This window comes from Mannheimia pernigra (assembly GCF_013377995.1).
In the GTDB taxonomy this organism is placed as follows: Bacteria; Pseudomonadota; Gammaproteobacteria; order Enterobacterales; family Pasteurellaceae; genus Mannheimia; species Mannheimia pernigra.
In genome coordinates, this window is record NZ_CP055305.1 from 732,969 (window position 1) to 758,323 (window position 25,355).

Below are 25,355 nucleotides of genomic sequence, written 5' to 3' on the forward strand. Positions count from 1 at the left end.
AGTTTATCCTTATAAGTAATAAAAAATTCTGGCTATTCTGTCTTATAACTGATAGTTTGGCAAGCAGTCTTACCTCTTTATATAAATTTATACTACCAAGTTTCATTTGGTGTTTGCTTTCAATTATTTTAGTCATCAAAGGAATAAATTATGAACTTGAGCAATCCATTAAAATTAATCAAATATAATGAATTAGACGTGCTAGAAGTTAATCACAATAAATGCAAAGCTAAAATTGCATTACAAGGCGCACAATTGCTAAGTTGGCAGCCGTATAATGCAGAGCAAGATGTACTGTGGTTAAGTGAGATAGAATCGTTTAGAATTGGCTCTGCGATTCGTGGCGGTATACCAATTTGTTATCCGTGGTTTGGTTCAATAAAAGAGCCTGCTCACGGCACCGCTCGCATTCAAGAATGGTGTTTAGTTGAGCATACTTGTTCTGATGAAAATGTCCGTTTAGTATTCTCCTTAGAGAATAAAGCGAAAATGGAAATGATGTTAGGCGAAACTTGTGAGTTATATTTTACCCATTTAGATCCAGAACCAGCACAACTTGCTTTGCACTCTTATTTTAATATTGGTGATATTGAAAACGTGGAAGTGCAAGGTTTGCCAACGCGTTGTTTTGATAAATTAACGAATCAAGAAGTTGATGTGCCTTCTCCCCGCCGTATAGATAAAAATATAGATTGTATTTATGCCGCTAGACCAACAAATGTGATTCAAGACTCTGTCTATCAGAGATCAATTGTGATTGAGCATAATAATGCAACGGAAACAGTTTTGTGGAACCCTTGGCATAAATCAACAAGCGGAATGAGCGAAAACGCCTATCAAAAAATGGTTTGTGTAGAAACTGCGCGGTTGAATACATTACTCCAGCCAAACGAAGTGGTAAGCGTCAAAATTGCTATTCAATAAGTTTTGCAAGCGGTTGTTTTTAGTAAAAAATTTGCAAAAAACGACCGCTTGTTAAGTCTATGTATTTCTACATTTTCAAGCTATAATGGCGGATTACTATTTTAATCGATTGAGAATAATCAAATATATGAACAGCAAAATTTTAGCAACGGGAAGCTATTTACCAAGCCAGATACGCACCAATGCTGATTTAGAAAAAATGGTGGATACGTCTGATGAGTGGATTGTTACTCGTTCAGGCATTCGTGAACGCCGTATTGCCACAGCTGAGGAAACTGTTGCTACAATGGGGGCGAAAGCAGCTCAACAAGCCTTAGAAATGGCAAAAATGGATGCTAATGAAATTGGTTTAATTGTGGTGGGAACTACCACCAATTCGCACGCTTTCCCGAGTGCGGCGTGCCAAATTCAAGGTTTACTGAACATTCAAGATGCTATTGCGTTTGATGTGGCAGCAGCTTGTACGGGGTTTGTATATGCGTTAAGCATTGCCGATCAATTTATGCGTAATGGACAAGTAAAAAAAGCGTTAGTCATTGGTTCAGACATCAATTCCAGAATGCTAGACGAAACGGACCGTAGCACAGTTGTATTATTTGGTGATGGAGCGGGTGCAATCATTTTAGAAGCAAGTGAAGAGCAGGGGGTTATTTCAACCCACTTACACGCTTCGCCAGATTTAGAAAATAATCTTACGTTAAAAAGTCAAAAACGAGGTGAAGAGCGTTCAGGCTTTATTGAAATGCAAGGCAATTCAACTTTTAAAATTGCAGTGAACCAGCTTTCAAGTGTAGTAGAAGAAACCTTAGAAGCAAATAATTTACAAAAGTCAGATCTGGATTGGCTTATTCCACATCAAGCAAATTTACGCATTATTACCGCCACAGCGAAAAAATTAGAGATGGAAATGAATCAAGTCGTTGTCACCTTGGATAAATACGCGAATACCAGTGCGGCAACAGTGCCTGTTGCACTTGATGAAGCCGTGCGTGATGGCCGCATAAAACGTGGTCAATTATTACTCCTCGAGGCTTTCGGTGGCGGTTGGACTTGGGGTTCTGCATTAGTTAAGTTTTAAGGCGATAGAATGGAACAACAAACCTTTGCAGATAAAAAACGTAAAACAGTGGAACAGGCTGAGTTTACCGAAGATGGTCGTTATTTAAGAAAAGTGCGTAGTTTTGTGTTACGTACAGGTCGTTTAAGCGATTATCAGCGTGATATGATGAATAATAATTGGGCTAATTTAGGGCTAGATTATCAACCAACGCCTTTTGATTTTGAGCAGATTTTTGGTAATAATAATCCTGTTGTGCTAGAAATTGGTTTTGGTATGGGCAAATCGCTTGTGGAAATGGCAGCACAAAATCCGTTGCGAAACTATATTGGGATTGAAGTTCACACACCAGGTGTTGGTGCTTGTATTGCTTACGCTTTAGAAAAAGGAATAAAAAATTTAAGGGTGATTTGCCACGATGCAACTGAAATTCTACGAGATAGTATCGCAGATGGCTCATTGGGTGGTCTACAGCTCTATTTTCCAGACCCTTGGCAGAAGGCAAAACACCACAAGCGTCGTATTGTTCAGCCTGAGTTTATCACAAAAGTTATTCAGAAATTGGGCCCGAATGGCTTTATTCATTTTGCAACAGATTGGGAAAATTACGCTGAGCATATGCTTGAGGTATTACGCCAATTTGACGATAAATTGCAAAATACATCAGCAACGAATGATTTTATACCACGTCCAGATTTCCGTCCTTTAACTAAGTTTGAAGAGCGAGGACACAAGCTTGGTCATAGTGTATGGGATCTATATTTTATTAAAAAAGAGTGACAGTTTACTTAATAGAGGAGAGAAAAAATGGCAGTTCAGCGTAATGCACGTCAGCGTAAAAAAATGCACTTGGGCGAATACCAAGAGCTAGGTTTTTTAATTAAATTCAGCTTTGCTGAAAGCACAGGTATTGATCAAATTGATGAAACTGTTGATCGTTTCATTGATGAGGTGATTAGACCAAACGGCCTAGCGTTAGAAGCAAACGGCTACTTAAATTGGGAAGGTTTAATCTGCTTAGAAAAATTAGGCAAATGTGATGAATCTCACCGCCAATTAGTTAAAACTTGGTTAGAAAACAACGGCTTACAAAATGTTCAAGTAAGCGAGTTATTTGATATCTGGTGGGATTACCCAGCACAAGCTTAATTAATTTATACAGATACAAGCGGTCATATTTTTCTGAAAATTTGCCAATTTTTTCTTAAAAACGACCGCTTGTTTTTTTAACTAAAGTATAAAAGAGATAAATAGATGGAATTTTTAGCCCCTGTTATTTCGTTAATTGTTGGTTTCCTTAGTTTTATTTTAGTCTTAAGAACTTGGCTACAATTTTGCCGAGTTGATCCACGTTTGCCTATTTCGCAAACCTTACTTAAAATGACGGAGCCTTTCGTTTTTCCCGTTGGAAAGCTTATTCCAACGGTCAGAAATATCTGCTTTCCTGCGCTTTTCATTGCGGCAACTTTAGTTGCCTTGCAGTTTATTTTATTTGGTGTTGATGTGCCGAGAGCTGTTTTAATTGGATTATTAAGTTTAGTGAAAACCTTTGGACAAATTCTCTTTTTCACGACTTTAATCCGAGCATTAATGAGTTGGGTAACCCAGGGAAATCATCCGCTAGATTATACAATTGCCCAAATTACCGAACCTGTTTTAGGCATTATTCGTAAATTTTTACCAAGAACAGGTGTGTTAGATTTCTCTGTAATGATTTTAGGTTTCGGATTATTACTGTTAAACAGTTTGTTCTATCAAATTTTTGGCGGGCTATGGGCTGCAGCTTAAATTAAAACATTAAGATTTATACGTTATTTAAGGGCTAATTCTAGTTATTAATTAGAATTAGCCCTTGATTTTTTATTGAGTAATGTAGTGCACATCACATTTTGATAAAAACGCTACTTTGGCGACATTTTACTTTATTTATCCGCACGAATTTGATGTAGGAAACGTTTTGTTCGCTCGTGTTGTGGGTTTTTAAATAATTGTTGTGGTGAGGCTTGTTCGACAATTTCACCGCCATCCATTACCACAACGATATCTGCGACATCAAGGGCAAATTTTATTTCGTGGGTAACTACAACCATTGTCCAGCCTTCATTGGCCAGTTCTTTCATTGTGTTTAATACATCTTGCACTAATTCAGGATCAAGGGCGGAAGTGGGCTCATCAAATAGCATTAAATCTGGCTGAATGGCTAATGCACGAGCAATACCGACTCGCTGTTGTTGTCCGCCAGATAACTGGAATGGGTAGAGATCAGCTTTATCTGATAGCCCAACTTTTGCGAGTAAGCGTTTTGCATTTTGTTTAGCAATTTCGACCGCTTGTTGTTGTACAAAGACAGGGCCTTCCATCACATTTTCCAGAGAGGTTTTGTGTGGGAAGAGGTTATAGTTTTGGAATACCATACCTGATTTACGCCGTAGTGCTAAAATATCTTTTTTACTTGGTTTTTTCGCAAAATCAACTACTAGCGGCGTATTATCGGTAAATGTTATGGTGCCTTGTTCTGGCATTTCTAAGGCATTTAAACAGCGTAGAAAAGTTGTTTTTCCTGAGCCAGATGGGCCCAGAATGACCACCACTTGCCCTTTTTGAATATCTAAATCAATGCCTCGCAAAATAGTATTTTGCCCGAAGGTTTTGTGAATATTACGGATTTTTATCATAGTTTTCCCTTACTTCGCCTTATTTTACTTTGCTACGAAGCGGTTAAAGCGAACTTCTAATTTTGCCTGAATTAAGAATAGCACCCAACAGAAGCACCAGTAGATAATTGCAGCTTCAATATAAACGGGTAAAAAATCATACGACATATTTGCCACTTGTTGTGCAACGCGGAACATTTCAGTTACAGTTACGATTGAGGCAAGTGAGGTATCTTTAAATAGTCCAATAAAAGAATTGCTTAAAGGTGGAACGGCAACTCGGAATGCTTGAGGAGCAATAATGCGGCGGAAAGTTTGCATATAGCTCATACCGATGGTGTAGCCTGCCTCCCATTGACCTTTTGGTACAGACAAAATTGAGGCACGAATAGTTTCTGAACCATAAGCACCAATGTTCAGCGAGAAGCCTATAATTGCTGCTGGAATAGGATCGATAAAAATGCCAATCGCAGGTAAGCCGTAAAATACGATACAGATCTGTACCAACATAGGTGTGCCTCGAATAATCGAGATATAGCTTTTTACAAACAAAAGTAGTAGGCTGTGTAAAATGCTTGTAGAAGGGCTAATTCGTACCAATGCTACGCTCACTGCAATAAGCATACCGATGATAAATGAGGCAATCGCCAGCGGAATAGAGACCAAAAATGCAGCTTTTACCATTGGCCAGAAGCCACTGAGTACTAAATCTACACGGGCTTGAGTCATAAAGGGAATAGAGAGTAACAGATCGTTTAACATCTAAAAAACCTAAAATCGTCCTTACTTTTTCAGGTAGCAGGCTGATTTAAAACTTAAAAAAACAAAAGGGGCGAATCCGCCCCAACCAAATTCAATATGGATTATTGTACACTAATATCTTTACCGAAAAACTGTTCGCTTAATTTTTTTAGTGTGCCATCTTCTCGTAATGCTACGATCGCTTCATTGATTTTTACTAATGCTTCATTATTGCCCTTGTTAGCAACTAAGCCAGCACCAACTTTTTCTGCTTTTTCCCAAACGATTTTCAAGCCTGAATTTGGGTTCTTTTTCAGATAATCTAATAGCGATAGATGGCTATTGAAGGTTGCATCAGCACGCTTTTGTTGGATTAATAGCAAACCTTGTGCCATACCGTCAATTGGAACAATATCTGCACCACTTTCACGAGCTAATTCACCGTAATTAGAACTTAAAGTTTGTGCTGTTTTCACACCTTTCACATCATCGGGTGTTTTGATTTTGGTTTCGTCTTCACGCACTAATAATGCTGCACCGTCCCAGCTATATGGTTCCGATTTATCAAATGTTGCTTGACGTTCTGGGCTAGTTAATGCCACTTGGTTTGCGACTAAGTCAAAACGTTCGCTTTTTAAGCCAGCTAACATTGCGTCCCATTGCGTTTCTTTGAATTCAACTTTTACCCCTAACTTCTCTGCAACCGCCCTGGTAACTTCCACGTCATAGCCTGTTAATTTACCTTTCTCATCGTGGTAAGTATAAGGTGCATAAGTTCCTTCTGTCCCAACGGTAATTGTGCCTTTGTTATTGATACGCTCAAGTAGACTATCTTTAGCAAAGGTAGAGATAGAAAGCGTAAGTGCTAATGCGGTAACTGATAATTTTTTAAACATAATAAACCCCTTTTCCATAGATAAAACTGATGTTTTGCAAATTTAAAGGGAAAATTGACCGCTTACAAATAACTAAATCGAATAAGAAAGAAGAAAATGGTTTATTTAGCCTAAACGGGAGTCAGAGGTAGAGAATAATGAAGAAAATGACGAATAAAGTTCGTTATTGGAAATATTTGGTTATAAAAAATCGCACCCTAATCGTGGGTGAATTTCACAGATTGGGTGCGGATATTTTAACGTTGGCGAGCTTTAAATCTCGGATTGGTTTTGCAGATCACATATAGTTTACCTTTTCGTCTGACAATTTGACAATCAGGGTGGCGTGTCTTTGCAGATTTTAATGAGTTTAAAATTTTCATTTTCTTTACTTCTATTTTTTATTTGAAAGTGTGGATGCAAAGCCTTTAAATCTATCTTTAAATTGACTTGCACGCCCTTCGTTATTTACTTCACGACGTTTACCTGTGTAAACAGGGTGTGAGGCTGATGAAGTATCTAAGGTGTAAAGTGGATACTCTTTCCCATCTTCCCATACCATTGTTTTGTTAGTTGAGGCACAAGAGCGGATAACCCAGCCTTGTTGTACAGAGGCATCATAAAATAGCACTTCGCGATAATTTTCAGGGTGAATCCCTTTTTTCATAATATTTTCTCCAGAATGTTGATCTAAGATAGATTATATAGCCATAATTAAATTATGGAATATATGTTATATGAAATTCAACTTTAATTCCATAACTTTTTTATGGAATTTTCAACATCTCTTTGAGAAAGGAAAGAAAGCCAATTTTTAGATTTAGATCTGTTTTTCACTTTTAGAATTATGGTAATCTAATAGCAGTTTTTTAAATTGTGAGGAAATATGAGCAAAAATCCTTATTTGATTGCTCCTTCTATTTTATCAGCAGATTTGGCTAGATTGGGCGACGATGTGGTAGATGTGCTAAAAGCGGGTGCTGATTTAATTCATTTTGATGTAATGGATAATCACTATGTGCCGAACTTGACGTTCGGTCCGGCTATCTGTCAAGCATTGAGAGATTATGGTATTCAGTGTCCGATAGATGTACATTTAATGGTAAAACCCGTTGAGCGTTTAATTGCCGATTTCGCAAAAGCAGGGGCAGATTATATTACGTTCCATCCTGAGGCAACAGAGCATATCGATCGTAATTTACAGCTTGTGCGTGATTTAGGTTGTAAATCGGGCTTGGTTTTTAATCCTGCAACGCCTTTACACTATTTGGATTATGTGATGGATAAAGTGGATGTGATTTTATTGATGTCAGTGAATCCAGGTTTTGGTGGGCAATCTTTTATTCCATCAACTTTGGATAAATTGCGTGCAGTACGCCACTATATTGATGAGAGTGGTTATAACATTCGATTAGAGGTTGATGGCGGTGTAAAAGTCAATAACATTGCGGAAATTGCAGCAGCTGGTGCAGATATGTTTGTAGCGGGTTCAGCTATTTTTGACCAGCCTAACTACCAAGTTGTGATTGAGCAAATGAGAAGTGAATTAGCTAAAGTTAGTTAATCACATTGGAAATTTGAATTCTCGCTATGGATTAAAGGCAAACATAATGATAGAATGGCGAAACATATAATGTTTTATTCTTGTGTGTTGAAGTAGTCTGGTTTGACCTTTTTATAAAAAGGTTGTATCAAAAATTATTTCAATTACACTAATTAACTCTCGCACTTATGCGATATTCACTATAGGAAAAACAAAATGAGCATTGAAGAACGCGTAAAAAAAATCATTGTTGATCAACTTGGCGCGAAAGCAGAAGACGTTAAACCAGAAGCTTCATTCATTGAAGATTTAGGTGCTGACTCTTTAGATACAGTTGAATTAGTAATGGCTTTAGAAGAAGAATTCGATATTGAAATTCCAGATGAAGAAGCTGAAAAAATTACTACAGTTCAATCAGCGATTGATTACGTTCAAAGCAATCAATAATTTGAGTTAATATTAGGCGACCATTGGTCGCCTAGTTTTTATCTTTACTTCCTTTAGAAATGCAGTCATTTAGATGATCATCAACTAATCCCATAGATTGCATAAATGCGTAGCAAGTGGTTTCGCCTACAAAAACAAATCCTCTTTTTTTCAACGCTTGGGACATTGCTTTCGATGTTGCTGTTTTAGCAGGAATAGTGTGAAGTGTTGGTACATCATTAATTTGTGGTTGATGATGAACAAATCCCCAAATAAATTCACTAAAATCTTCACTATTTTCCTGCATTGTAAGGTAGGCTTTTGCATTTTGTACAATCGCTTCTAGTTTTTTCCGATGGCGAATTAAACCTGTATTTTGCATTAATTGGTCGAGATCTGTTTTTGTCATTTGTGCGATTTTTAAAGGATCAAACTGATGAAATGCTTGGCGATAGGCCTCGCGTTTTTTTAATACCGTAATCCAAGAAAGCCCTGCTTGTTGTCCTTCAAGACAAATTTTTTCAAACAGTTTTAGGCTGTCAAACTCGGGTTTTCCCCACTCGTCATCGTGATATTTCATATAAATATCACTTGTTTCGCACCAATTACAACGCATAGTTTTTGTCATTTGTAAAATTCCGATAAAAATTAACCGCTTGTAATCAATTAAAGAATACAAGCGGTCTAAAAACGTTAAAATATTGCCATTATTTTTGGGGTAGATAACGAGTAGGATCGACAGACTTGCCTTTGTAGCGAATTTCAAAGTGAAGCTTGTTGGTATTTGTGCCGGTGCTGCCTAAAGTTGCAATTTTCTGACCTGCTTGAATAATGTCTTGTTCATCAACATCAATAGTATTGTTATGTGCATAAGCACTTAAGAAATCATCGGTGTGCTTGATGATAATTAAGTTACCATAACCTTGTAATGCGTTGCCTGCATAGACGACTTTACCCGCCGCCGCCGCATTTACATCTTGACCTTTCGTGCCTGCGATATCTAAACCTTTATTACCGCCTTCCGTTGATGAGAAGCCCGAAATAACACGGCCATTCGTTGGCCATTGCCATTTAATTGATGAGGTAGGAATTGCGGTAGTATTTGTAGATGATGGGTTTGCCGTCGCCGTGGTTGCACGGATCGTTGAAGCGGTACGATTTTCTACCGAGCTTGCTGGGTTGGCAGAGGCTGTTTGTTCTAGAGTTGTGCCAGCGGTTGCTTGAATGCCTTTATCGGCGGTAACGGGTGTTTCCACATTGCCAACTTCTGCTTTAACTGGGCCTGTAATATTGCCATCAGAAGCATAAGTTGTGCCATTTGCACCTTGCTGATATGTAATTTGCGGCTCAACAGGTACGGTGACTTTTTCCTCAACAGTGATAGTTTCGGTGGCTGATTTACCCGTTTTAATTTTTTGCCCAATATTTAATTGATAAGGTTCTTTCATATTATTCAGGGCTGCGATTTCTTTTACATCTTTGCCAACAATATAAGCAATGAGGAACATAGTATCGCCTTTGCGAACCGTGTAAGTTGAGCCATCATAGAACCCTTTTTGAATTTGGTTATACATCGGGGCATTATTGGCATCTCGTGGGATCTTAAAATCCTGATCTACTTTTTTCTCTACGGTTTTCGTTTTTTTAACGATTTTCGTTGTGGTTGTTGGCTGTGGTGGCTGTTCTTTAATTACGGGCTGAGGAGTCGTTTGTACAGGCGTATTCATTGAACTTGGCATTGGCGCTGATCGAATATCAGATTGCCAGCCACCATTTGAGTTAATTGCTCCCATATTAGTGTCTACAGGTTGCATTATGCCTGGACTAAGTTCATTATTGCCTGAAGCATTCACTACAGGCGCAGGATTGCTAGAGGAGCAGGCAGTTAAAATCGTGGAGACTAAAGGTAAAAGAATAAATTGCTTTTTCATTAAATGGTTATCCTAAAATTATTTCATCGTATCAGGCATAGAGGTTGATTTAATATCTGACGGCCAGCTATAACTATCTTTGCTTGCACCTGATGCTGCAACGGGCTCTAACGTACCTGAAGGTAACAGGTTAGGATCATCAACTTGCTCCTGTTTTGAGCCTGCTCCGCAAGCGGTCAGAAATGCACAATAAATTGTAAAAAATAAGTGTGATTTCTTCATTCCATCCGCCTATTAACGTACACGCAATACTTGACCAACTTTTAATGCAGCGTTTACGTTTAACCCATTTAAGCTAGCAATTTTGTTAGCACTTGTACCGGTTAAATAACCAACTAAATAAAGGGTATCGCTTTTGCCTACGGTGTAAGAGTTATTGGTATAACAGCCTTTGCTAATTTGTGAATAGATAGGGGCATTGTTGCTATCTCGTACTACTTTGCAGTGACCAACCATTTCTACTTGCGAAACATCACTATTAGTTGAAACAGGCATCGGAGCTGGTGCTGCAGAGATAGGTTGTGCTGGCGAGTAAACGGGTTGTGCTACCGCAACTGGTTGATTCATCGAATCTGGCATTGGTGCTGCTTGAATGTTATCTGCTGATTGCCAAGTTGCGTCAACATCGGTAGTTTCAACACTTGATACGCTAGACTCGCTTGAGCTAGTAGAACAGCCCACTAAAGCGAAAGAAGCGAGAGATAAAACAAAAAATGATTTTTTCATTATTTTCTATCCTTAAAATTTAGTTTAATAATTTGTAAATAAGATAAGCAACTACCGCAAGTACGATAGTTCCCCAGCCAATTAATTCAATAGAGTGGTGAATTCTGGCTTCATATTTTTTACCACCCCAAGCGGAAAGTTTTGCCACTAGAATAAAACGGGCAAAACGAGAAATTGCAGCGGTAATGACGAACGGAAAAAACGCCATTTGTAATATACCCGCACACACAGTAAACACTTTAAACGGAATAGGCGAGAAACCCGCTAAAAACACGACTGCCACTCCCCAGGTTTCAAACCACATTTTGGCTCTATCAAAGTTTGCTTGCATTCCCCAGTTGGCAATGATGCCTTGTACCCAATCAGTGGCATATACACCGATAAAATAACCGACGATACCGCCTAATACAGAAGCAATAGTGGTATAAACCGCATATTTAAACGTATTCTCTGGTCTTGACATTGACATCGGAATGAGCATTACATCAGGCAGAATTGGGAAGAAAATTGCCTCAATAAAACTTACAAAACTCAGCCAAAATGCTGCTAAGCGGTGTTTTGATAACTCAATGGTTTTGTCATAAATTTTTTCAAACAGTTTCATTAAAAATGCCTTTTAACGCCGCAATTGCTTTATGTGCGGTCATATCGACTTGAATAGGCGTGATAGAAACACAATCCCGATTTAACGCATAAAAATCCGTGCCATCACTTTCATCTATCGGATCGCCTGTTATGCCAATCCAATACACATCAGCATTGCGAGGATCTTTCTGTTTTACAATTTCCGCCGCCGTTGAACGTTCCCCTAAGCGGGTAATCATTGTGCCTTTTAGTTCTGAATAAGGTAAGTTTGGCACATTCACATTTAAAACGTGGTTGGCTGGAAACATCTGATTTTCCATTTTTGCCAGTAAATCTAATACGACTTGTGCTGCGGTATCAAAATAATTTTCGCCATCTAAAAACGAAGAATGTTTCCGTCCAACAAGAGAAACGGCAATGCTAGGCAAGGGTAAATGGCGACCTTCTAACGCGGCGGCAACTGTCCCTGAATAAACCACATCATCTCCTAGATTTGCACCGTGATTAATACCTGAAATGACTAAATCAAATTGTGCTGCAAATTTACCGTTAAATAATCCATTTAAGGCTAAATGTACGCAGTCTGCGGGTGTGCCAGCAATTACAGCATAATTATATTCATCAAAACGGTGAACTCTCAATGGATCGGCAAGTGTTAAGCAGCTTGAAGCAGCACTGCGGTTACGATCTGGGGCAATGATCGTTACGGTATGCCCTGTATTTCTCAATGTTTTCGCTAAAGTTTGAAGGCCGATTGCGTGAAATCCATCGTCATTACTGATTAAAATTTTCATAGTTTCTTTTAGATCTTAAATTGGGTGCTGAATATAAAGTTTGCCATTCTAACAATTTTTCGACAATTTTTTTAGCTTAAAAGTGTAAAAAGCGGTAAGATTTTGTAGATGTTTTGCAAATTGCAAAAAATCTTGTAAATCTAACCGCTTGTCATAGTGCTAAATTGCATTTTCATCTGATAACTTAATTAGCTCTCTTACTAATCCTGTTGCATAACTCCCTGAATTTAAAAAGAATTTAAGTCTTAAACCAGATTCTTCAAATATCCATTCTAGATGTTGTGGCTTGCAAAGCATTGCTCGGCGAGCGGTGTTCATTTGCTCTTTTTTCATTAATTTAACCAAGTCTGCGTGCTGTTCAATCATTATTTTTTCTTTTGCATTACTTTCTATTTCAAGGGATTTCTCACCAATTAACGGAGCGGTGAGTTGCACGTCAAAAGACGCTAAACGATGTTGCGTTTCGGCAATGTCTTCTTGTTTTACACAGAAAAAACTATTTGAGCCAGCAAGTTGAACGTAATCGTTCTCTAGCACTTGATTCATCAAGCCATCAGCAATACGTTGTGAAACGACTAAATTAAATACTTCGGCACGAGCGGCTGAGAGATAAAAACTACGTTTTTTGCGATCTTTGACCGTAATTTCGCCTTTTGCCCAACGCAGGGCTTGAGTTAAGTTATGCCCATCTCGTCCGAAGCGCTGTTCGGTAAAATAATTAGGAAATCCGACCGCTTGTATTTGCTGTAAGCGATGAATGAGATCATCGCTTTTTTTAACATCACGTAGTAATAATTCAAAGTGATTGCCAGCTAAAGATCCCACTCGAATTTTGCGATTATGCCGAGTCACATCTAAAATCTCCACGCCTTCACATTCAAAAGTCGAGAAATCAGGCGTCTCTTTACCTGCTAAGTGGAGGCTGAACCATTGTTCAGTTACTGCGTGGCGGTCTTTTAAACCAGCATAGCTCATATTTCGCTCTGGAATGCCTGCAAATTTTGCCAATTTTTCACCAACAAAAAGGGTATTCGCATTCGTTTTACGGATTTTAACCGCAACAAATTCGCCTTCGCCAGAGAGTTCATAGCCTAATTCTTCACGCACAATAAAGTCGATGAATTCGGATTTTAAATGTCCGCTTTGTAATGGTGTACCCCAAATATATGCTAAATTCACTTTCACCTCGATAAAAATTTACCATTCATAGCCTATTTTAAAAGACAGATATTTTTGATTTTGTCTTTTATTGCCTTTTAAAATGCCTGCATTAATGCGGGTATTCCAGTTATGGAACGATAAGGAAATGCCCATTTCTTGTTTGAATTGATTTCCTATTCCCTGTTCCAAATTCCGTGCGTTTATTTGGGTTTTCAATTTTCCGTGATTAACATTTAAGATATAACTGCTGATCTCAGGTGTAATTTTCACTTTGTTAATATCGAACGTTTTACTGATTGATAATCCTGCTTGATAGCTTACTAAATCCACTGAAGGCGTGTTTATGTTTGCCATAGGTAATGGGTAATTTACACTTGATAGATGGTAGTAGCGTACGCCCATAGTTGGTTTAATATTAAAACCTTGAACCGCCCAATACTTACTAATATTGACTCCAACTACTATAATATCACGATTAAATTTAGTGGATTTATCCATATAAGTAACGGTATTTTGGGTTTTACCTAAACTTGTATCAATACCAATAGATATGCCGTTTTTCCACTCTTTTTTACCATAAAGAGATAACATTGTTGTTGTCCCTTTACCATTGAATGATTGTTTAAAATCATTTTTTGATTGGGATTTTGATAGTATCGCCCCGATAACAATGTTGTTATTCAATACGCTCTCTACTCCTAGATGAGTTTGAGTTAGTCTCTGATTAAAATTGTTTATAGTTGAACGATAGGTGCTATCTGTTGTGCCAATATTTGCCCATACTTTCTGGTTGTTTGTACTTGGGGAAATAATGGCTTTATCTACCTCAGTAGTTAAGCTGAGCAGGGCATTGATTTGTGCTGCTGGCTCAGAAACAAAAATCGTACTATCTTTGTATTCAGGCAGAGGCTCAGCAGTAACACTCTCACCTTTTTGTGTGGTTTCTACCAAACCTGTATATTCAGGTAGAGGGTCAGCGGTGACGCTTTCGCCTTTTTGTGTGGTTTCTACCAAACCTGTATATTCAGGTAGAGGGTCAGCGGTGACGCTTTCGCCTTTTTGTGTGGTTTCTACCAAACCTGTATATTCAGGTAGAGGATCGGCGGTGACGCTTTCGCCTTTTTTTGTAATTTCCACCAAACCTGTATATTCAGGTAGAGGATCGGCGGTGACGCTTTCGCCTTTTTTTGTAATTTCCACCAAACCTGTATATTCAGGTAGAGGATCGGCGGTGACGCTTTCACCTTTTTTTGTAATTTCTACCGTACCTGTATATTCAGGTAGAGGGTCAGCAGTAACGCTTTCACCTTTTTTTGTAATTTCTACCGTACCTGTATATTCAGGCAGAGGGTCTGCAGTAACGCTCTCGCCTTTTTGTGTGGTTTCTACCAAACCTGTATATTCAGGTAGAGGGTCAGCGGTGACGCTTTCGCCTTTTTTTGTAATTTCTACCAAACCTTTATATTCAGGTAGAGGCTCAGCAGTAACGCTTTCACCTTTTTTTGTGGTTTCTACCAAACCTGTATATTCAGGCAGAGGCTCGGCAGTAACACTTTCGCCTTTTTTTGTAATTTCTACCAAACCTGTATATTCAGGCAGAGGCTCGGCAGTAACACTTTCACCTTTTTTTGTAATTTCTACCGTACCAGTGTATTCAGGCAGAGGCTCGGCAGTAACACTTTCGCCTTTTTTTGTAATTTCTACCGTACCAGTGTATTCAGGCAGAGGCTCGGCAGTAACACTTTCGCCTTTTTTTGTAATTTCTACCGTACCAGTGTATTCAGGCAGAGGATCGGCGGTGACGCTTTCACCTTTTTGAGTGATTTTTGGCTCTTCCTTTTTTGTTGGTTTTAGGTAGTATGCCATTCCCACCTTTTCTAAGTCGTATGTATATTCACCAGATTCCATTGGCTCTTTTAGTGTTAGAGAAAAGTTATTTTCACCGCTTATTTCTAATAATTTAATTTTGTCTAGAGAATTCGCCTCCTTTATTGGGGAAATTTCAGCAGTAAATTGACCGCTTGCAGAGCCAATAATTTTCACAACGTTACTTGTAGTTTGAGCTAAATCGGTTGTGAATTTAAATACACCATTACCAGATAAGGTATTAGCTGTTAACGTACCGCGTAGCTCTAAAGTTCCACTTGCCATATTTAAAACATCTAATACGGTTGATGTGAGTATTGTTAATGTACTACTTAGATTTACTGTTGAGCCTGTATCGGCAGTAAAATGGCCTGTTTTGCTTATACCTGTGAGATTTAGAACACTTCCATTATCAAGCTGTAAATGAGTTGTTTCTTCCGCTGTAATTGAACCAGACATTGTAGCTTTACTGCCTAGGCGGAAAGTTGAATTATCATTTAATGTTGCATTACCATTGACGATCGTTCTTTCCCAGCTATTTAAATCGGCATCGGAAAGCGTCGCAACATTACAGGTGGTCATACCAGTTCTATCAGAGCGAATACATTGTTGTGATTTGCTTTGGCTAAAGCCTATTTGGGCAGTAGCATTATTAGCTAAATTAAAGTGACCTGTTACATTTGATACGTTGCGAGAAACTTCAATTTTTCCATTATCTTTAGCGACAAAGGTTGTCGCAATAAATTCACGATTGAGCCAATCTCCTTCCACAATGACTTCTTTCCTCTTTAGGTGATCGTAAGCGTGTGGTGTTGGGCGACCAGATAAAATGATCTCGCTTGTACCTTCAGCAATTAAATTACCGTTAAGATTTGTGCCACCTGTGATGAGTAATTTTCCATTTGCAACTTCAGTATTAACAATGACATCTAATATACCCTTGTTATTGGCATCACGTTCGCCAAAGTAACCACTATATGGGAGAAAGGAGCCTTCAGCTGATTTTACTTTTTCAGCAAGTACTTTATTTTTAGCTAAATCTTCATTTGTACCTAATGTTTCAAAGTATTCGTTATCTCTGATTAACCCTGTACGGATGTCAATGTCAACAAAAAGTTTGCGGGCATTAAAAATTTCTGTGATTTGTTTCACCGTTAATGGTTTTTTCAAACGAATATAATTGGTCGGTTGATTTGGTAAACGCTGGAAGGCAAAAATATCGGTTGTTGCCATATTTGGCGATATTTGATCTGGGCGTGAAATTGCCGTGACTTTTACCTGTTCAGCCGTTGGGCTAGCGATGCCTGTTAAGTGTAACTTTGCTGCTTTTTGAGCATTATTATTCACAATAACTGCACCGTCATCTGAATTTTGAATACGGTGCATAGTAATGCTATGTCCATTTAAATCTAATTTACCGCCACGATAACCAAAATAGATATTGTTGGGATTGACTTGATTAGCACTATTAAGTATGACTGTTGGGCGACCACTTACAATTCCCACTTCAGAAAATGCAGATTTTTCGCCATTTTCATCCGCTTGTTGATCGAGAATGAGCGTGCCATCTCCAACGCTGATTGAACCTAGGTTTTTCCCTTTGCCGTTAACGAGTAAGGTACCTTTACCAATTTTGGATAGGCGGTCTCCATTTGGATTGTGAAGTTTCCAGGTAACGGTTTTATCTTTATCAATATCTAAGCCAGCACCTAGCCAAGAGATATTATCGGTTTCTCCTTGAAATGTAGCGTTACTATGAATATGGATAGCCCCAGCTCCTTGGTTAACATCACCAGTTAAAATGAAGGTATTATTTTCACCGTTGATATGGAATGTTTTACCGTGGTGTAATTGTGGGTTCCAAGGATTATCGTTTATATTGCCGTTATGTCCTTTCAATGTAGGCAGTGCAGTATCGGCTAAATCTACTTTAAGAGAAGTTGTGCCATCTGAAATGGTGCTACTATTGCCTTGTGTCTTCCAAGTAAGTGTTGCTCCAGTTGTTGTGATGGTACCTGCAGTATTTTCTTTTTCTAATGCACGAACGTAGTGTGGGTGATGATAGTTCCAGTAAGATTTAAATACATCTCCGCCAGGAATATTCCCTTCAGAGAAATAATCACTATAAACGCCCAGTACCACCCATTCTTTTTTCTTAAGGTTGTATCCCCAGATTGCGGAGCCACTATCACCAGGTAAGCCAATAGTTGTTAATGGGCCATAGCCGTGATCTTGGAATACATCATTTGTTTTGTTTGATAAAGCAACTAAAATTTTGCTTAAGCCGTTATCAGTATCGCTACTTACAGGGAGTACACTTCCACCAATTAAAAATGTACCGCTACCTACCTCAATACGTCCCTTCTTTAAACGATCTGTAATGTTATTAACTATAGCTTGTTTGCCTGAACCCGCACGAATAAACATAGGGAATAAGGTGCGGTCGCCAAACTGCTCGTAATAGTCATAAAGACTCTGACCATTTTCAGGCTCGATCTGTTTTGCTGGCACGACTTCGGTAACGAGTTTCGCTAGGCGAGGTGCGTGATAATCCCAGCGATCAGTGGGTTTATTGGATATATCATAAATGATTTTTTCACCATTATCATTTCGTTCACGAGATTCACCATTTTTACCTTTATCCGCTTTGAGTTTAGCAGGATCTGGCTGGTAGTTATTTCGTTTTACTAACCGATAATCGTAATGGTGATCGTCTAGCTTATTGCTACTTGAATCGCCAAATTGTACGGAGTTATAACTTTGATTATGATTAACACTGATAACATATTGTGGGTTTACTAAGGTGGCAAATCCCAATGTACGGTTAATTGATGAGAAATCGATCATTGGAATTTCAACTGGATCAAGTATAACTTCTTTATAGCGAGGAGGCTCTTCTCCATTGCACTGTGGTGGAGGATTGTCACTAAAACAGAGACTAACATCAAAACGAGGTGGCTCAATTTCAATAAGTTTTTTAGGTGTTACATTTAAGAATGTGCCAATTTGCTGATCTTTGTTATTCAGTACAGGAATATTAGTCGCACCAACAAAAAATTTTCCTTTGTTTTCAGCGAGATCGCGAAAGTATTGATAATCTACATCGCCACGCACAATAGCGGCGTATGTTGAAAGGGGAAGAATAGACGCTAATGTAGTGGCTAAAAATGAGAGAGTGAACGCTTTTTTCATAAGTAATATATTTTCTCGTTTATATCGTCAAAGTTGGGCATTATAGACTTTGTAAAATAAGAGTTAAAGCAAGTTATGCTTTTAGAGGAAATTTTAGGAAAAATGACATAAAAAATGATTAAACTAATAAAATTTGGTATAGTTCACACCAGTTGATACTTAATTTAACTTATAGGAGAAACAATATGGCACGTCGTCCACTGGTAATGGGTAACTGGAAATTAAATGGCGATAAAGCGTTTACTAAAACCTTAATTGCAGATTTAAAAGCAGAATTATACGGCGTTGAAGGCTGTGATGTGGCTATTGCCCCGCCAGTAATGTATTTGGCTTATGCTGAAGCATCATTAGCAGGTTGTGGCTGTGGTTGTAGCGACAAAGGCTTAATTACGTTAGGTTCACAAAACGTTGATGTAAATGTAAAAGGGGCTTTTACTGGTGAGATTTCCCCGGATATGTTAAAAGAATTTGGAGCGAAATATATCATCATCGGGCATTCCGAACGCCGTACTTACCATAAAGAGAGTGATGAGTTTATCGCACAAAAATTTAAAGTATTAAAAGATGCAGGATTAGTGCCAGTGTTGTGTATTGGTGAAACTGAAGCAGAAAATGAAGCGGGCAAAACAGAAGAAGTCTGTGCAAAACAAATTGATGCCGTGATCAATGCTCTTGGTGTTGAGGCATTTAATGGTGCAGTAATTGCTTACGAACCTGTTTGGGCAATCGGCACAGGTAAATCAGCAACGCCAGCACAAGCACAAGCGGTTCACGCATTCATTCGTGGTCATATTGCGGCGAAATCACAAGCAGTTGCAGATCAAGTGATTATTCAATACGGTGGCTCAGTAAATGAGGCTAATGCAGCAGAATTATTTGCTCAGCCAGATATTGATGGTGCATTAGTCGGCGGTGCTTCACTTAAAGCACCTGCATTTGCGGTAATTGTAAAAGCAGCGGCAGACGCGAAAGCATAATTTAATTAGTATTTTACAAGCGGTTGTTTTTCTTTAAGAATTTGCAAAATTGTTGAGAAAAATAACCGCTTGATCTTTTTATTGATAAAGCCGTTATATTTTGTTTTTTATTTCTCGAAAAAATTAACGACAGATTGAAGATCTTCTTCGTTTTCAGGCTGGGCAAGTAGCCTTCTTCCTCCGTGTAAATCAATGACTAGTACTTTTTCATTTGTGTTTATCTCTGCAATATTTATTTGATAAATTTTAGCGTAATTAAAGTAAATATTCGCAAAGAAGACCCCCTCTTGCTTTAATAAAAGACGTGGTGAACGAAAAAATGCTAAATAGACGGCTAAAATAACACAAGTGCTAAGCAGATAGAGTGTAAATGCTGAAATTTGGTTTTGAACGCCATAGCCAATCGACAATATGATTAAGCCTATTAATAGCCAAGTATCAATAGTTTTTTGTTTTTTAAGTATGATAGTGAGTTTTGTTCGTCCTTTAAGTCTATCCATGAGGATTTGGTCGTAAACAGCAAAAAGTAAGCTAAGTAAGATAAAGAGAAAAAGAATAGTATTTGTCATAATTCTAGGTAAAAGATAAGTAGAGAAGCTATAAAAAACCGCTTGAACGTTCAAGCGGTCATTTTTGAGAGAGATTTTACATATCGGTTTTAAGCTAATGCACCTGTTGCAGCACCTAAAATACCAATGACAAAGAATCCTAAGATAATCCAAATTGCATTAACACGATGACGAAGTAGCCACATACAAGCAAAAGTAAGTAGTAATGGTAATAAACCTGGCATTAAACTATCTAAAATGCTTTGTACCGTGGTGATTTCAGTGGTGCCATCTTGTTTTTGAATAGTAGAAAGTACAAGAGGAACATTGATACTAGTCCATTTTTGGACTAATGCTCCCATAATAAACAGACCTAAAATGGATGCACCTTCGGTTAATTTTTGTAATAGGCCTCCGCTCATATCTTGTACAACATCTAATCCTTTTTTATAACCATAAACAACGCCATAATAGCGAGTGGCTAAACGGACAAGATTGAATAAGACAAAGAATAAAATTGGACCTAAAAGCTCGCCTTTTAATGCTAAACCTGCACCTAATGCTGCGAAGACTGGGCGAACGGTTCCCCAGAAGATTGGATCACCCACACCGGCTAATGGTCCCATTAAACCAACTTTAATACCGTTAATTGCAGCATTATCAATTTCTTTACCATTGGCACGTTCTTCTTCCATCGCAATAGTTACACCTAAAATAGGGGCACCAACAAATGGCTGAGTGTTAAAGAATTCAGAGTGGCGTTTAATAGCTTCTTTACGAGCAGGGTCATTTGGATCGGGATATAAGCGTTTGATGACCGGTACCATCGCATAAGCAAAGCCTAAAGCCTGCATACGTTCAAAGTTCCACGATCCTTGAAATAAGTTTGAACGACGTACAACGGCATTCAAATCGCTTTTTGTTACTTTTTTGATTTCGGTTGTCATATTGAATGCCCTCTTAGTCTAAACGGTTGTCTAAATCATTTTTTGGTGCCGAAGTTACTACGACTTGCTGGCTTTTATTGTATTTTGGATGCATATGGATATAGACCATCGCGATTACAGTACCTAATACGCCGAGTGCTACAAGGTTGAAATTGGTAAATCCAGCAATCACAAAACCCGCAAAAAAGAACGGCATTAAATGACCTGCACGCATCATATTAATCACCATCGCATAACCAACAACCGCAATAAAGCCACCAGCAATTTTAAGTCCTGTTGTTACCACTTCTGGAATAGCATTTAACATTGTTTGTACAGCATCTGTACCTGCCGTTAAGGCAACAATTAAAGCAGGAATAGCAATACGCATTGCTTGTAGGAGTAAAGCACCACGATGTAGCCAATCTAGACGGTTTAAGTTACCATCTTCTATTGATTTATCTGCTGCGTGTTGGAAGCCAACTGTGATAGCTCGCACAATATAAGTTAGTACTTGACCTGCAGCAGCAAGCGGGATTGCAATAGCAATACCTGTTGAAATATCTTGGCGACCGACGATAACAAGGATAGTTGAAACGATAGAGGCAAGGGCTGCATCAGGTGCAACTGCCGCACCGATATTCATCCAACCTAATGCTAATAGCTCTAATGAACCACCCACGATGATACCAGTCGTCACATCACCTAACACTGCACCTATCATAGTACAAGCAATTAATGGACGGTGAGTTTGCCATTCATCTAGAATTGAACCCATACCAGAGATACAGGCAACGAGGAATAAAAGCACAATTTGTAATGCTGAGAGTTCCATATTGATTTCCTTTAGATTAAATTATGTTTTTTCAATAAATCCATCATATATTGACGGCTATCACTTGATACTTTGCGTACTTCCAACTCGACACCTTTAGCGTCCATCGCTTTGAAAGCCTCAATATCTTTCTGATCAACGGCAACAGCATGGCTGATCATTTGTTTTCCTTCTTTATGTGAGATCCCCCCTACATTAATTGAATTAAGAGGAATGCCTCCTTCAATCAGTGCTAACACATCGCTAGGGTTAGTGAAAAGCAGCATCACTCTATCATCGGCGTATTCAGGATTGTTATAGACACGAATCATTTTAGGTACATCAACAACGTGTGCCGTAACACCAAGTGGCGCTACACTTTTTAACATTGTCGTGCGAATGCTGTCTTTTGCAACCCCCTCATTGACGACAATAATACGATTTACCTTGCTTTCTTTTGTCCAGACCGTTGCGACTTGACCGTGAATTAAACGATCATCAATACGGGCAAGAGCAATCGTCATTCGGCGACCATCATCGACAATTTCAGGTTGTTGGGTAACAGATGTTTCTTGTTCTGGAGCTGCTGTAGTTGCTTGAGCAACCTCAGGTTGATGGTTTAAAGAACGAATACCTGTTGTGCCAGCCTCTAATGCAACTTCAACAAGTTCTTCTAATGATTCAACATCATCTCTGGCCATACAGGTATTGACTAACATAGGGATATTCACTCCAGCAACAACATCCATACCAGACTTTCCATCTTGGAATCTGTTAGCTGCATTGAAAGGGCTTCCTCCCCACATATCTACAAGAAACAGTACTTGATCACAATGTGACAATGGGCCATCAACCAATAATTGATATTTCCCCATAATAGTTTCTGCATTTTCACCAGGAACAAAATCAATGTAGGCGACATCTTCTTGCTCGCCAATCAACATTTCTGTTGTCTTGAGAAGTTGCTCTGCAGCGACACCATGGGTTGCTACGATAATAGCAATACTCATATATTACTCCTATAGAGGTATTTTAAGTTATTAATCGGGGTGTGATTTTAATATGATAATTATTTCACACAATGTAATAATTACAGAAGTGTGATCTATATCACATATCACGCTATTTTTTGTCTATAAATTAGACTAACATTCTTTATTTGGAGTGCTATTGTATGAAAGAAAATTTAATTTGAGTGATAAAGAAAAGCCATTGATCATCAGTGGTTCCTCATAATATAAACAGAATAAGCATAAATTTTAATGATTTATTTCTGGAAATAACATTTTAATCACTGCTTTGGTTAGACGGCGAGATTTTCCTTGATAGGGGAAAATATGCATCATCATCATTGGATTGAAGTTTGCTTCAATCACTCCCCAAGAGCTTAAATTTGGCTCGGCAGCTTGAGTGAGATCGGGAATAATTAAATCCACGCCACACACTTTCGCTCCCATAGTACGAGCAATGCTGGCAGCAATTTGTTTATAGCTTTCGTGCATTTGGTCGGTCATATCAATCGAATCGCCCCCTGTGCTGATATTAGAATTGGCACGCAGTTGCACGGTTTGACCTCTCTCAGGCACAGCATCGACAGTTAAGCCTTGCTCTTTTAGTTGTAACTGTTCGATTTCGCCTAAGGTGATTTTTTTAAGAGGGCTGCGAGAGCCATCGCCTCTGAGTGGATCGTCATTTTTCATTTCAACCAATTCTTTAATGGTATGAACGCCATCTCCGACTACATTGGCAGGCACACGCAGAAGCACGGCAAGGGTTTCACTGCCTAACACAAAGAAGCGGTATTCGGTGCCAGTCAAATAATCTTCTACCATCACTTCTTTGTCTTCACGGAACGCAATTTCTACCGCTTTTGCAAAATCTTCCCGATTTTTGACCGCTTGTTGGAAAATCGTGATGCCTAATCCGTAGTTGGTGGATTTCGGCTTGATCACCACAGCCTTGCCCTCAAACAGCGGATAGTGAGCGACTGCCTCTTCAAGTGTGGTAAATTCGACACTTTTCGGCACATTGAAACCTGCTTTTGCCAGTACTTTTTTCGTCACCACTTTATTTTCCATAATCAATGGCGAAATGTATTGATCGTGGCTGGTCATATTGCCATTTTTTACATATTCCAAATGATTGCCAAATTTCAGGGAGAGAAATTGATCGTTTTCATCGAGCAATTCCACCCCAATTCCTTGTTGGATTAAATCAAAGAATAACGCCTGAGTAGAAAGCTCCATATTGTCAAAAGCAGACAGGGCATAAAAACGATCAAACGCTTGATTTTTATAATCTTGAGCGAGTTTTGCACCTAGTGCTTTATAGCTACCGAATTGATCGATAGCTTTAAGTAAGCGTCCATTAATGGTTTTTGTGGGATCGGCAAACTGAGCGATTTTTTCACGCACGAGCTCTAGATTCTCTTCGCTTGTTCCTAACGCTTCAAGCATCGCTAAAATGTGATTTAAGATGGCTTCTCCTTCAGTACGGAAGGCGGTTTCAGTTCTGGGATCTTCAAGTGCGACTTGGTAAAGTTTCTGTTTGCCAATTTCTACTTCTTTTTGACCGCTTGTTTCTTCCAGCCAAAGCATACCAAGCAAGAAATAGTGGATAAATTTCGCATCACTTAATTCAATACCATAAGGTGCAAATGGATTGAGATCGAACAGGCGGAATTCCACGTATTGTACGCCTTTTTCCAGTAAGTCTCGTGCCTTTTTACCGCCACGCAAACGCACGTTAGAATAGAACTCTTTTTCTGCAATGAGTAAGCCTTTTGAAACCTGTGTTTCAAGGGTTTCGACATAGCTTTCTAAACTGTCGTGATTCACCACAACTTGCTCTGAATTGACATAACCATAAGGACTAGAGCGTAAACTACGCACTAATTGCCCTTCTGCAAGCGGTGATTTATGATAAAAATATTGCGATTCCACTGTTGGGGTGGCGGCCAATAAATAAATGAAAATCCATTGATAACGCAGGAAGTTATTCGATAACTTCATATAAAGAGCATTTTGGAATGTTTTCAAATTAGGGTATTCAGTTTGCAAAGCAAATGCTTTTTCAACAAACTCAGGCGAAAGCTGGAAGTTATAATGTATGCCGCTTACCATTTGTTTGTATTTACCATAGTTAGCCGAGAGGTATTTGCGGTAGTTTACATCTTCAGGGTTATCAAATTGTGCTTCTAAGATTAACTCTTCAGGCGGTAAACCCGCGGGCATACTGAGTGGGAAGAGGTATTCATCTTCTGGTAAAGAGCGTAAAACCACCTCGTGTATTGCGGATAACCAGCGGAAACTGTCTTCCAATTTCGCATTCGCAGGAGTAATTAGTTCTAGCTGACTTTCGGCAAAATCAGTCTGGATATAAGGGTGATAAGCGCGATTTCCAAATACGGCTGGGTGTGGGGTTGTCACAATATTACCTTCTTTATCAATACGTTGACTCTCTTTTTCTAACCCAAAATTTCCTTGTTGAAATAGTAATCCTAAATGATTTTCTTGGATAATTTGTTGTAGTTTCATTATCTATCCTTATTTGTCGATAAATTTGATGCACAATATCATAAATGAAATACTTAGTGAAACAATAGGTCTTATTTAT

General features: G+C 38.7%; 26 protein-coding genes. 8 read left to right on the forward strand and 18 right to left on the reverse strand.

All coding sequences use genetic code 11. The features are described from left to right. Positions 1 to 150: 150 nt before the first annotated feature. From HV560_RS03600 to HV560_RS03620, 5 genes are all read left to right on the forward strand, one after another. Positions 151 to 924, forward strand: coding sequence for a D-hexose-6-phosphate mutarotase (locus HV560_RS03600; protein WP_176812162.1), 774 nt, complete (start codon positions 151 to 153; stop codon positions 922 to 924). 127 nt (positions 925 to 1,051) lie between these two features. Next, complete coding sequence (locus tag HV560_RS03605) at positions 1,052 to 2,002, forward strand: beta-ketoacyl-ACP synthase III (RefSeq protein WP_176812163.1); 951 nt, start codon at positions 1,052 to 1,054, stop codon at positions 2,000 to 2,002. 9 nt (positions 2,003 to 2,011) lie between these two features. After that, positions 2,012 to 2,761, forward strand: a complete 750-nt coding sequence (trmB, locus tag HV560_RS03610; protein ID WP_176812164.1) for a tRNA (guanosine(46)-N7)-methyltransferase TrmB — start codon at positions 2,012 to 2,014, stop codon at positions 2,759 to 2,761. A 27-nt stretch (positions 2,762 to 2,788) separates the two neighbouring features. Next, a complete protein-coding gene (locus HV560_RS03615; RefSeq protein ID WP_159629014.1) occupies positions 2,789 to 3,130 on the forward strand; it encodes a YggL family protein in 342 nt (113 codons plus the stop codon). A gap of 105 nt (positions 3,131 to 3,235) precedes the next feature. Next, positions 3,236 to 3,769 carry a YggT family protein gene (locus tag HV560_RS03620; protein WP_176812165.1) on the forward strand — a complete coding sequence of 178 codons (534 nt, stop codon included), beginning with the start codon at positions 3,236 to 3,238 and terminating at the stop codon, positions 3,767 to 3,769. Positions 3,770 to 3,903: 134 nt separating this feature from the next. Here the strand turns inward: HV560_RS03620 and HV560_RS03625 are convergent, their stop codons facing one another. The 5 genes from HV560_RS03625 to HV560_RS03645 form a co-directional block, all read right to left on the reverse strand. After that, positions 3,904 to 4,656 carry an amino acid ABC transporter ATP-binding protein gene (locus HV560_RS03625; protein ID WP_176807611.1) on the reverse strand — a complete coding sequence of 251 codons (753 nt, stop codon included), beginning with the start codon at positions 4,654 to 4,656 and terminating at the stop codon, positions 3,904 to 3,906. 24 nt (positions 4,657 to 4,680) lie between these two features. Further along, entirely contained in the window at positions 4,681 to 5,397 is a 717-nt protein-coding gene (locus HV560_RS03630; protein ID WP_176812166.1) for an amino acid ABC transporter permease, read from the reverse strand. Between the two features lie 101 nt (positions 5,398 to 5,498). Next, a complete protein-coding gene (locus tag HV560_RS03635) occupies positions 5,499 to 6,272 on the reverse strand; it encodes an amino acid ABC transporter substrate-binding protein (RefSeq protein ID WP_159629018.1) in 774 nt (257 codons plus the stop codon). Positions 6,273 to 6,508: 236 nt separating this feature from the next. Next, a complete protein-coding gene (ykgO, locus tag HV560_RS03640; RefSeq protein ID WP_025218041.1) occupies positions 6,509 to 6,634 on the reverse strand; it encodes a type B 50S ribosomal protein L36 in 126 nt (41 codons plus the stop codon). An 11-nt stretch (positions 6,635 to 6,645) separates the two neighbouring features. After that, a complete protein-coding gene (locus tag HV560_RS03645; protein ID WP_159629019.1) occupies positions 6,646 to 6,918 on the reverse strand; it encodes a type B 50S ribosomal protein L31 in 273 nt (90 codons plus the stop codon). 219 nt (positions 6,919 to 7,137) lie between these two features. Here HV560_RS03645 and rpe point away from each other — a divergent pair, with 219 nt between their 5' ends. Continuing rightward, on the forward strand, positions 7,138 to 7,815 hold the full coding sequence (gene rpe, locus HV560_RS03650; RefSeq protein WP_176807608.1) for a ribulose-phosphate 3-epimerase: 678 nt from the start codon (positions 7,138 to 7,140) through the stop codon (positions 7,813 to 7,815). Positions 7,816 to 8,010: 195 nt separating this feature from the next. After that, positions 8,011 to 8,241, forward strand: coding sequence for an acyl carrier protein (gene acpP, locus HV560_RS03655; RefSeq protein ID WP_159629021.1), 231 nt, complete (start codon positions 8,011 to 8,013; stop codon positions 8,239 to 8,241). Between the two features lie 31 nt (positions 8,242 to 8,272). Here the strand turns inward: acpP and HV560_RS03660 are convergent, their stop codons facing one another. The 8 genes from HV560_RS03660 to HV560_RS03695 all read right to left on the reverse strand — a co-directional run bounded on the left by HV560_RS03660 (position 8,273) and on the right by HV560_RS03695 (position 18,475). Beyond that, complete coding sequence (locus tag HV560_RS03660) at positions 8,273 to 8,848, reverse strand: DNA-3-methyladenine glycosylase I (RefSeq protein ID WP_176812167.1); 576 nt, start codon at positions 8,846 to 8,848, stop codon at positions 8,273 to 8,275. A gap of 79 nt (positions 8,849 to 8,927) precedes the next feature. Further along, positions 8,928 to 10,151 (reverse strand): peptidoglycan DD-metalloendopeptidase family protein, encoded by a 1,224-nt coding sequence (locus HV560_RS03665; protein ID WP_176807606.1) that lies wholly within the window; start codon positions 10,149 to 10,151, stop codon positions 8,928 to 8,930. A gap of 18 nt (positions 10,152 to 10,169) precedes the next feature. Beyond that, on the reverse strand, positions 10,170 to 10,373 hold the full coding sequence (locus HV560_RS03670) for a hypothetical protein (RefSeq protein ID WP_159629024.1): 204 nt from the start codon (positions 10,371 to 10,373) through the stop codon (positions 10,170 to 10,172). A gap of 12 nt (positions 10,374 to 10,385) precedes the next feature. Then, positions 10,386 to 10,877, reverse strand: coding sequence for a LysM peptidoglycan-binding domain-containing protein (locus tag HV560_RS03675; RefSeq protein ID WP_176812168.1), 492 nt, complete (start codon positions 10,875 to 10,877; stop codon positions 10,386 to 10,388). A gap of 19 nt (positions 10,878 to 10,896) precedes the next feature. After that, entirely contained in the window at positions 10,897 to 11,481 is a 585-nt protein-coding gene (locus HV560_RS03680) for a YqaA family protein (protein WP_176812169.1), read from the reverse strand. Further along, positions 11,468 to 12,256, reverse strand: a complete 789-nt coding sequence (gene surE / locus HV560_RS03685) for a 5'/3'-nucleotidase SurE (RefSeq protein WP_176812170.1) — start codon at positions 12,254 to 12,256, stop codon at positions 11,468 to 11,470. The genes HV560_RS03680 and surE overlap by 14 nt, the downstream gene beginning before the upstream one ends. Before the next feature lie 159 nt (positions 12,257 to 12,415). Continuing rightward, positions 12,416 to 13,435, reverse strand: coding sequence for a tRNA pseudouridine(13) synthase TruD (gene truD, locus HV560_RS03690; RefSeq protein ID WP_176812171.1), 1,020 nt, complete (start codon positions 13,433 to 13,435; stop codon positions 12,416 to 12,418). A gap of 18 nt (positions 13,436 to 13,453) precedes the next feature. Further along, complete coding sequence (locus tag HV560_RS03695; protein WP_176812172.1) at positions 13,454 to 18,475, reverse strand: S6 family peptidase; 5,022 nt, start codon at positions 18,473 to 18,475, stop codon at positions 13,454 to 13,456. A gap of 185 nt (positions 18,476 to 18,660) precedes the next feature. Here HV560_RS03695 and tpiA point away from each other — a divergent pair, with 185 nt between their 5' ends. Beyond that, positions 18,661 to 19,452: a triose-phosphate isomerase gene (gene tpiA, locus HV560_RS03700; RefSeq protein WP_159629030.1), complete on the forward strand. Its 792-nt coding sequence runs from the start codon at positions 18,661 to 18,663 to the stop codon at positions 19,450 to 19,452. Positions 19,453 to 19,559: 107 nt separating this feature from the next. Here tpiA and HV560_RS03705 read toward each other — a convergent pair whose 3' ends face one another. The 5 genes from HV560_RS03705 to gshAB all read right to left on the reverse strand — a co-directional run bounded on the left by HV560_RS03705 (position 19,560) and on the right by gshAB (position 25,276). Beyond that, complete coding sequence (locus HV560_RS03705; RefSeq protein ID WP_176812173.1) at positions 19,560 to 20,021, reverse strand: DUF986 family protein; 462 nt, start codon at positions 20,019 to 20,021, stop codon at positions 19,560 to 19,562. Between the two features lie 89 nt (positions 20,022 to 20,110). Beyond that, positions 20,111 to 20,947 (reverse strand): PTS mannose transporter subunit IID, encoded by an 837-nt coding sequence (locus HV560_RS03710; RefSeq protein ID WP_176812174.1) that lies wholly within the window; start codon positions 20,945 to 20,947, stop codon positions 20,111 to 20,113. 13 nt (positions 20,948 to 20,960) lie between these two features. Then, on the reverse strand, positions 20,961 to 21,761 hold the full coding sequence (locus tag HV560_RS03715) for a PTS mannose/fructose/sorbose transporter subunit IIC (protein WP_176807598.1): 801 nt from the start codon (positions 21,759 to 21,761) through the stop codon (positions 20,961 to 20,963). An 11-nt stretch (positions 21,762 to 21,772) separates the two neighbouring features. Beyond that, complete coding sequence (gene manX / locus HV560_RS03720) at positions 21,773 to 22,750, reverse strand: PTS mannose transporter subunit IIAB (protein WP_176807597.1); 978 nt, start codon at positions 22,748 to 22,750, stop codon at positions 21,773 to 21,775. Positions 22,751 to 22,999: 249 nt separating this feature from the next. Next, positions 23,000 to 25,276 (reverse strand): bifunctional glutamate--cysteine ligase GshA/glutathione synthetase GshB, encoded by a 2,277-nt coding sequence (gene gshAB / locus HV560_RS03725; RefSeq protein ID WP_176812175.1) that lies wholly within the window; start codon positions 25,274 to 25,276, stop codon positions 23,000 to 23,002. Positions 25,277 to 25,355: the final 79 nt, after the last annotated feature.

Excerpts from the sequence above, each read along its gene's own strand:
- HV560_RS03670 (WP_159629024.1), bottom strand. The coding sequence starts at position 10,373 with ATGAAGAAATCACACTTATTTTTTACAATTTATTGTGCATTTCTGACC.
- manX (WP_176807597.1), bottom strand. The coding sequence starts at position 22,750 with ATGAGTATTGCTATTATCGTAGCAACCCATGGTGTCGCTGCAGAGCAA.
- HV560_RS03695 (WP_176812172.1), bottom strand. The coding sequence starts at position 18,475 with ATGAAAAAAGCGTTCACTCTCTCATTTTTAGCCACTACATTAGCGTCT.
- HV560_RS03605 (WP_176812163.1), top strand. The coding sequence starts at position 1,052 with ATGAACAGCAAAATTTTAGCAACGGGAAGCTATTTACCAAGCCAGATA.
- gshAB (WP_176812175.1), bottom strand. The coding sequence starts at position 25,276 with ATGAAACTACAACAAATTATCCAAGAAAATCATTTAGGATTACTATTT.
- HV560_RS03620 (WP_176812165.1), top strand. The coding sequence starts at position 3,236 with ATGGAATTTTTAGCCCCTGTTATTTCGTTAATTGTTGGTTTCCTTAGT.
- HV560_RS03615 (WP_159629014.1), top strand. The coding sequence starts at position 2,789 with ATGGCAGTTCAGCGTAATGCACGTCAGCGTAAAAAAATGCACTTGGGC.
- HV560_RS03715 (WP_176807598.1), bottom strand. The coding sequence starts at position 21,761 with ATGGAACTCTCAGCATTACAAATTGTGCTTTTATTCCTCGTTGCCTGT.
- HV560_RS03665 (WP_176807606.1), bottom strand. The coding sequence starts at position 10,151 with ATGAAAAAGCAATTTATTCTTTTACCTTTAGTCTCCACGATTTTAACT.
- HV560_RS03660 (WP_176812167.1), bottom strand. The coding sequence starts at position 8,848 with ATGACAAAAACTATGCGTTGTAATTGGTGCGAAACAAGTGATATTTAT.
- HV560_RS03705 (WP_176812173.1), bottom strand. The coding sequence starts at position 20,021 with ATGACAAATACTATTCTTTTTCTCTTTATCTTACTTAGCTTACTTTTT.
- tpiA (WP_159629030.1), top strand. The coding sequence starts at position 18,661 with ATGGCACGTCGTCCACTGGTAATGGGTAACTGGAAATTAAATGGCGAT.
- rpe (WP_176807608.1), top strand. The coding sequence starts at position 7,138 with ATGAGCAAAAATCCTTATTTGATTGCTCCTTCTATTTTATCAGCAGAT.
- trmB (WP_176812164.1), top strand. The coding sequence starts at position 2,012 with ATGGAACAACAAACCTTTGCAGATAAAAAACGTAAAACAGTGGAACAG.
- surE (WP_176812170.1), bottom strand. The coding sequence starts at position 12,256 with ATGAAAATTTTAATCAGTAATGACGATGGATTTCACGCAATCGGCCTT.
- HV560_RS03680 (WP_176812169.1), bottom strand. The coding sequence starts at position 11,481 with ATGAAACTGTTTGAAAAAATTTATGACAAAACCATTGAGTTATCAAAA.
- HV560_RS03630 (WP_176812166.1), bottom strand. The coding sequence starts at position 5,397 with ATGTTAAACGATCTGTTACTCTCTATTCCCTTTATGACTCAAGCCCGT.
- HV560_RS03625 (WP_176807611.1), bottom strand. The coding sequence starts at position 4,656 with ATGATAAAAATCCGTAATATTCACAAAACCTTCGGGCAAAATACTATT.
- HV560_RS03635 (WP_159629018.1), bottom strand. The coding sequence starts at position 6,272 with ATGTTTAAAAAATTATCAGTTACCGCATTAGCACTTACGCTTTCTATC.
- HV560_RS03600 (WP_176812162.1), top strand. The coding sequence starts at position 151 with ATGAACTTGAGCAATCCATTAAAATTAATCAAATATAATGAATTAGAC.
- HV560_RS03675 (WP_176812168.1), bottom strand. The coding sequence starts at position 10,877 with ATGAAAAAATCATTTTTTGTTTTATCTCTCGCTTCTTTCGCTTTAGTG.
- HV560_RS03645 (WP_159629019.1), bottom strand. The coding sequence starts at position 6,918 with ATGAAAAAAGGGATTCACCCTGAAAATTATCGCGAAGTGCTATTTTAT.
- HV560_RS03710 (WP_176812174.1), bottom strand. The coding sequence starts at position 20,947 with ATGACAACCGAAATCAAAAAAGTAACAAAAAGCGATTTGAATGCCGTT.
- acpP (WP_159629021.1), top strand. The coding sequence starts at position 8,011 with ATGAGCATTGAAGAACGCGTAAAAAAAATCATTGTTGATCAACTTGGC.
- ykgO (WP_025218041.1), bottom strand. The coding sequence starts at position 6,634 with ATGAAAATTTTAAACTCATTAAAATCTGCAAAGACACGCCACCCTGAT.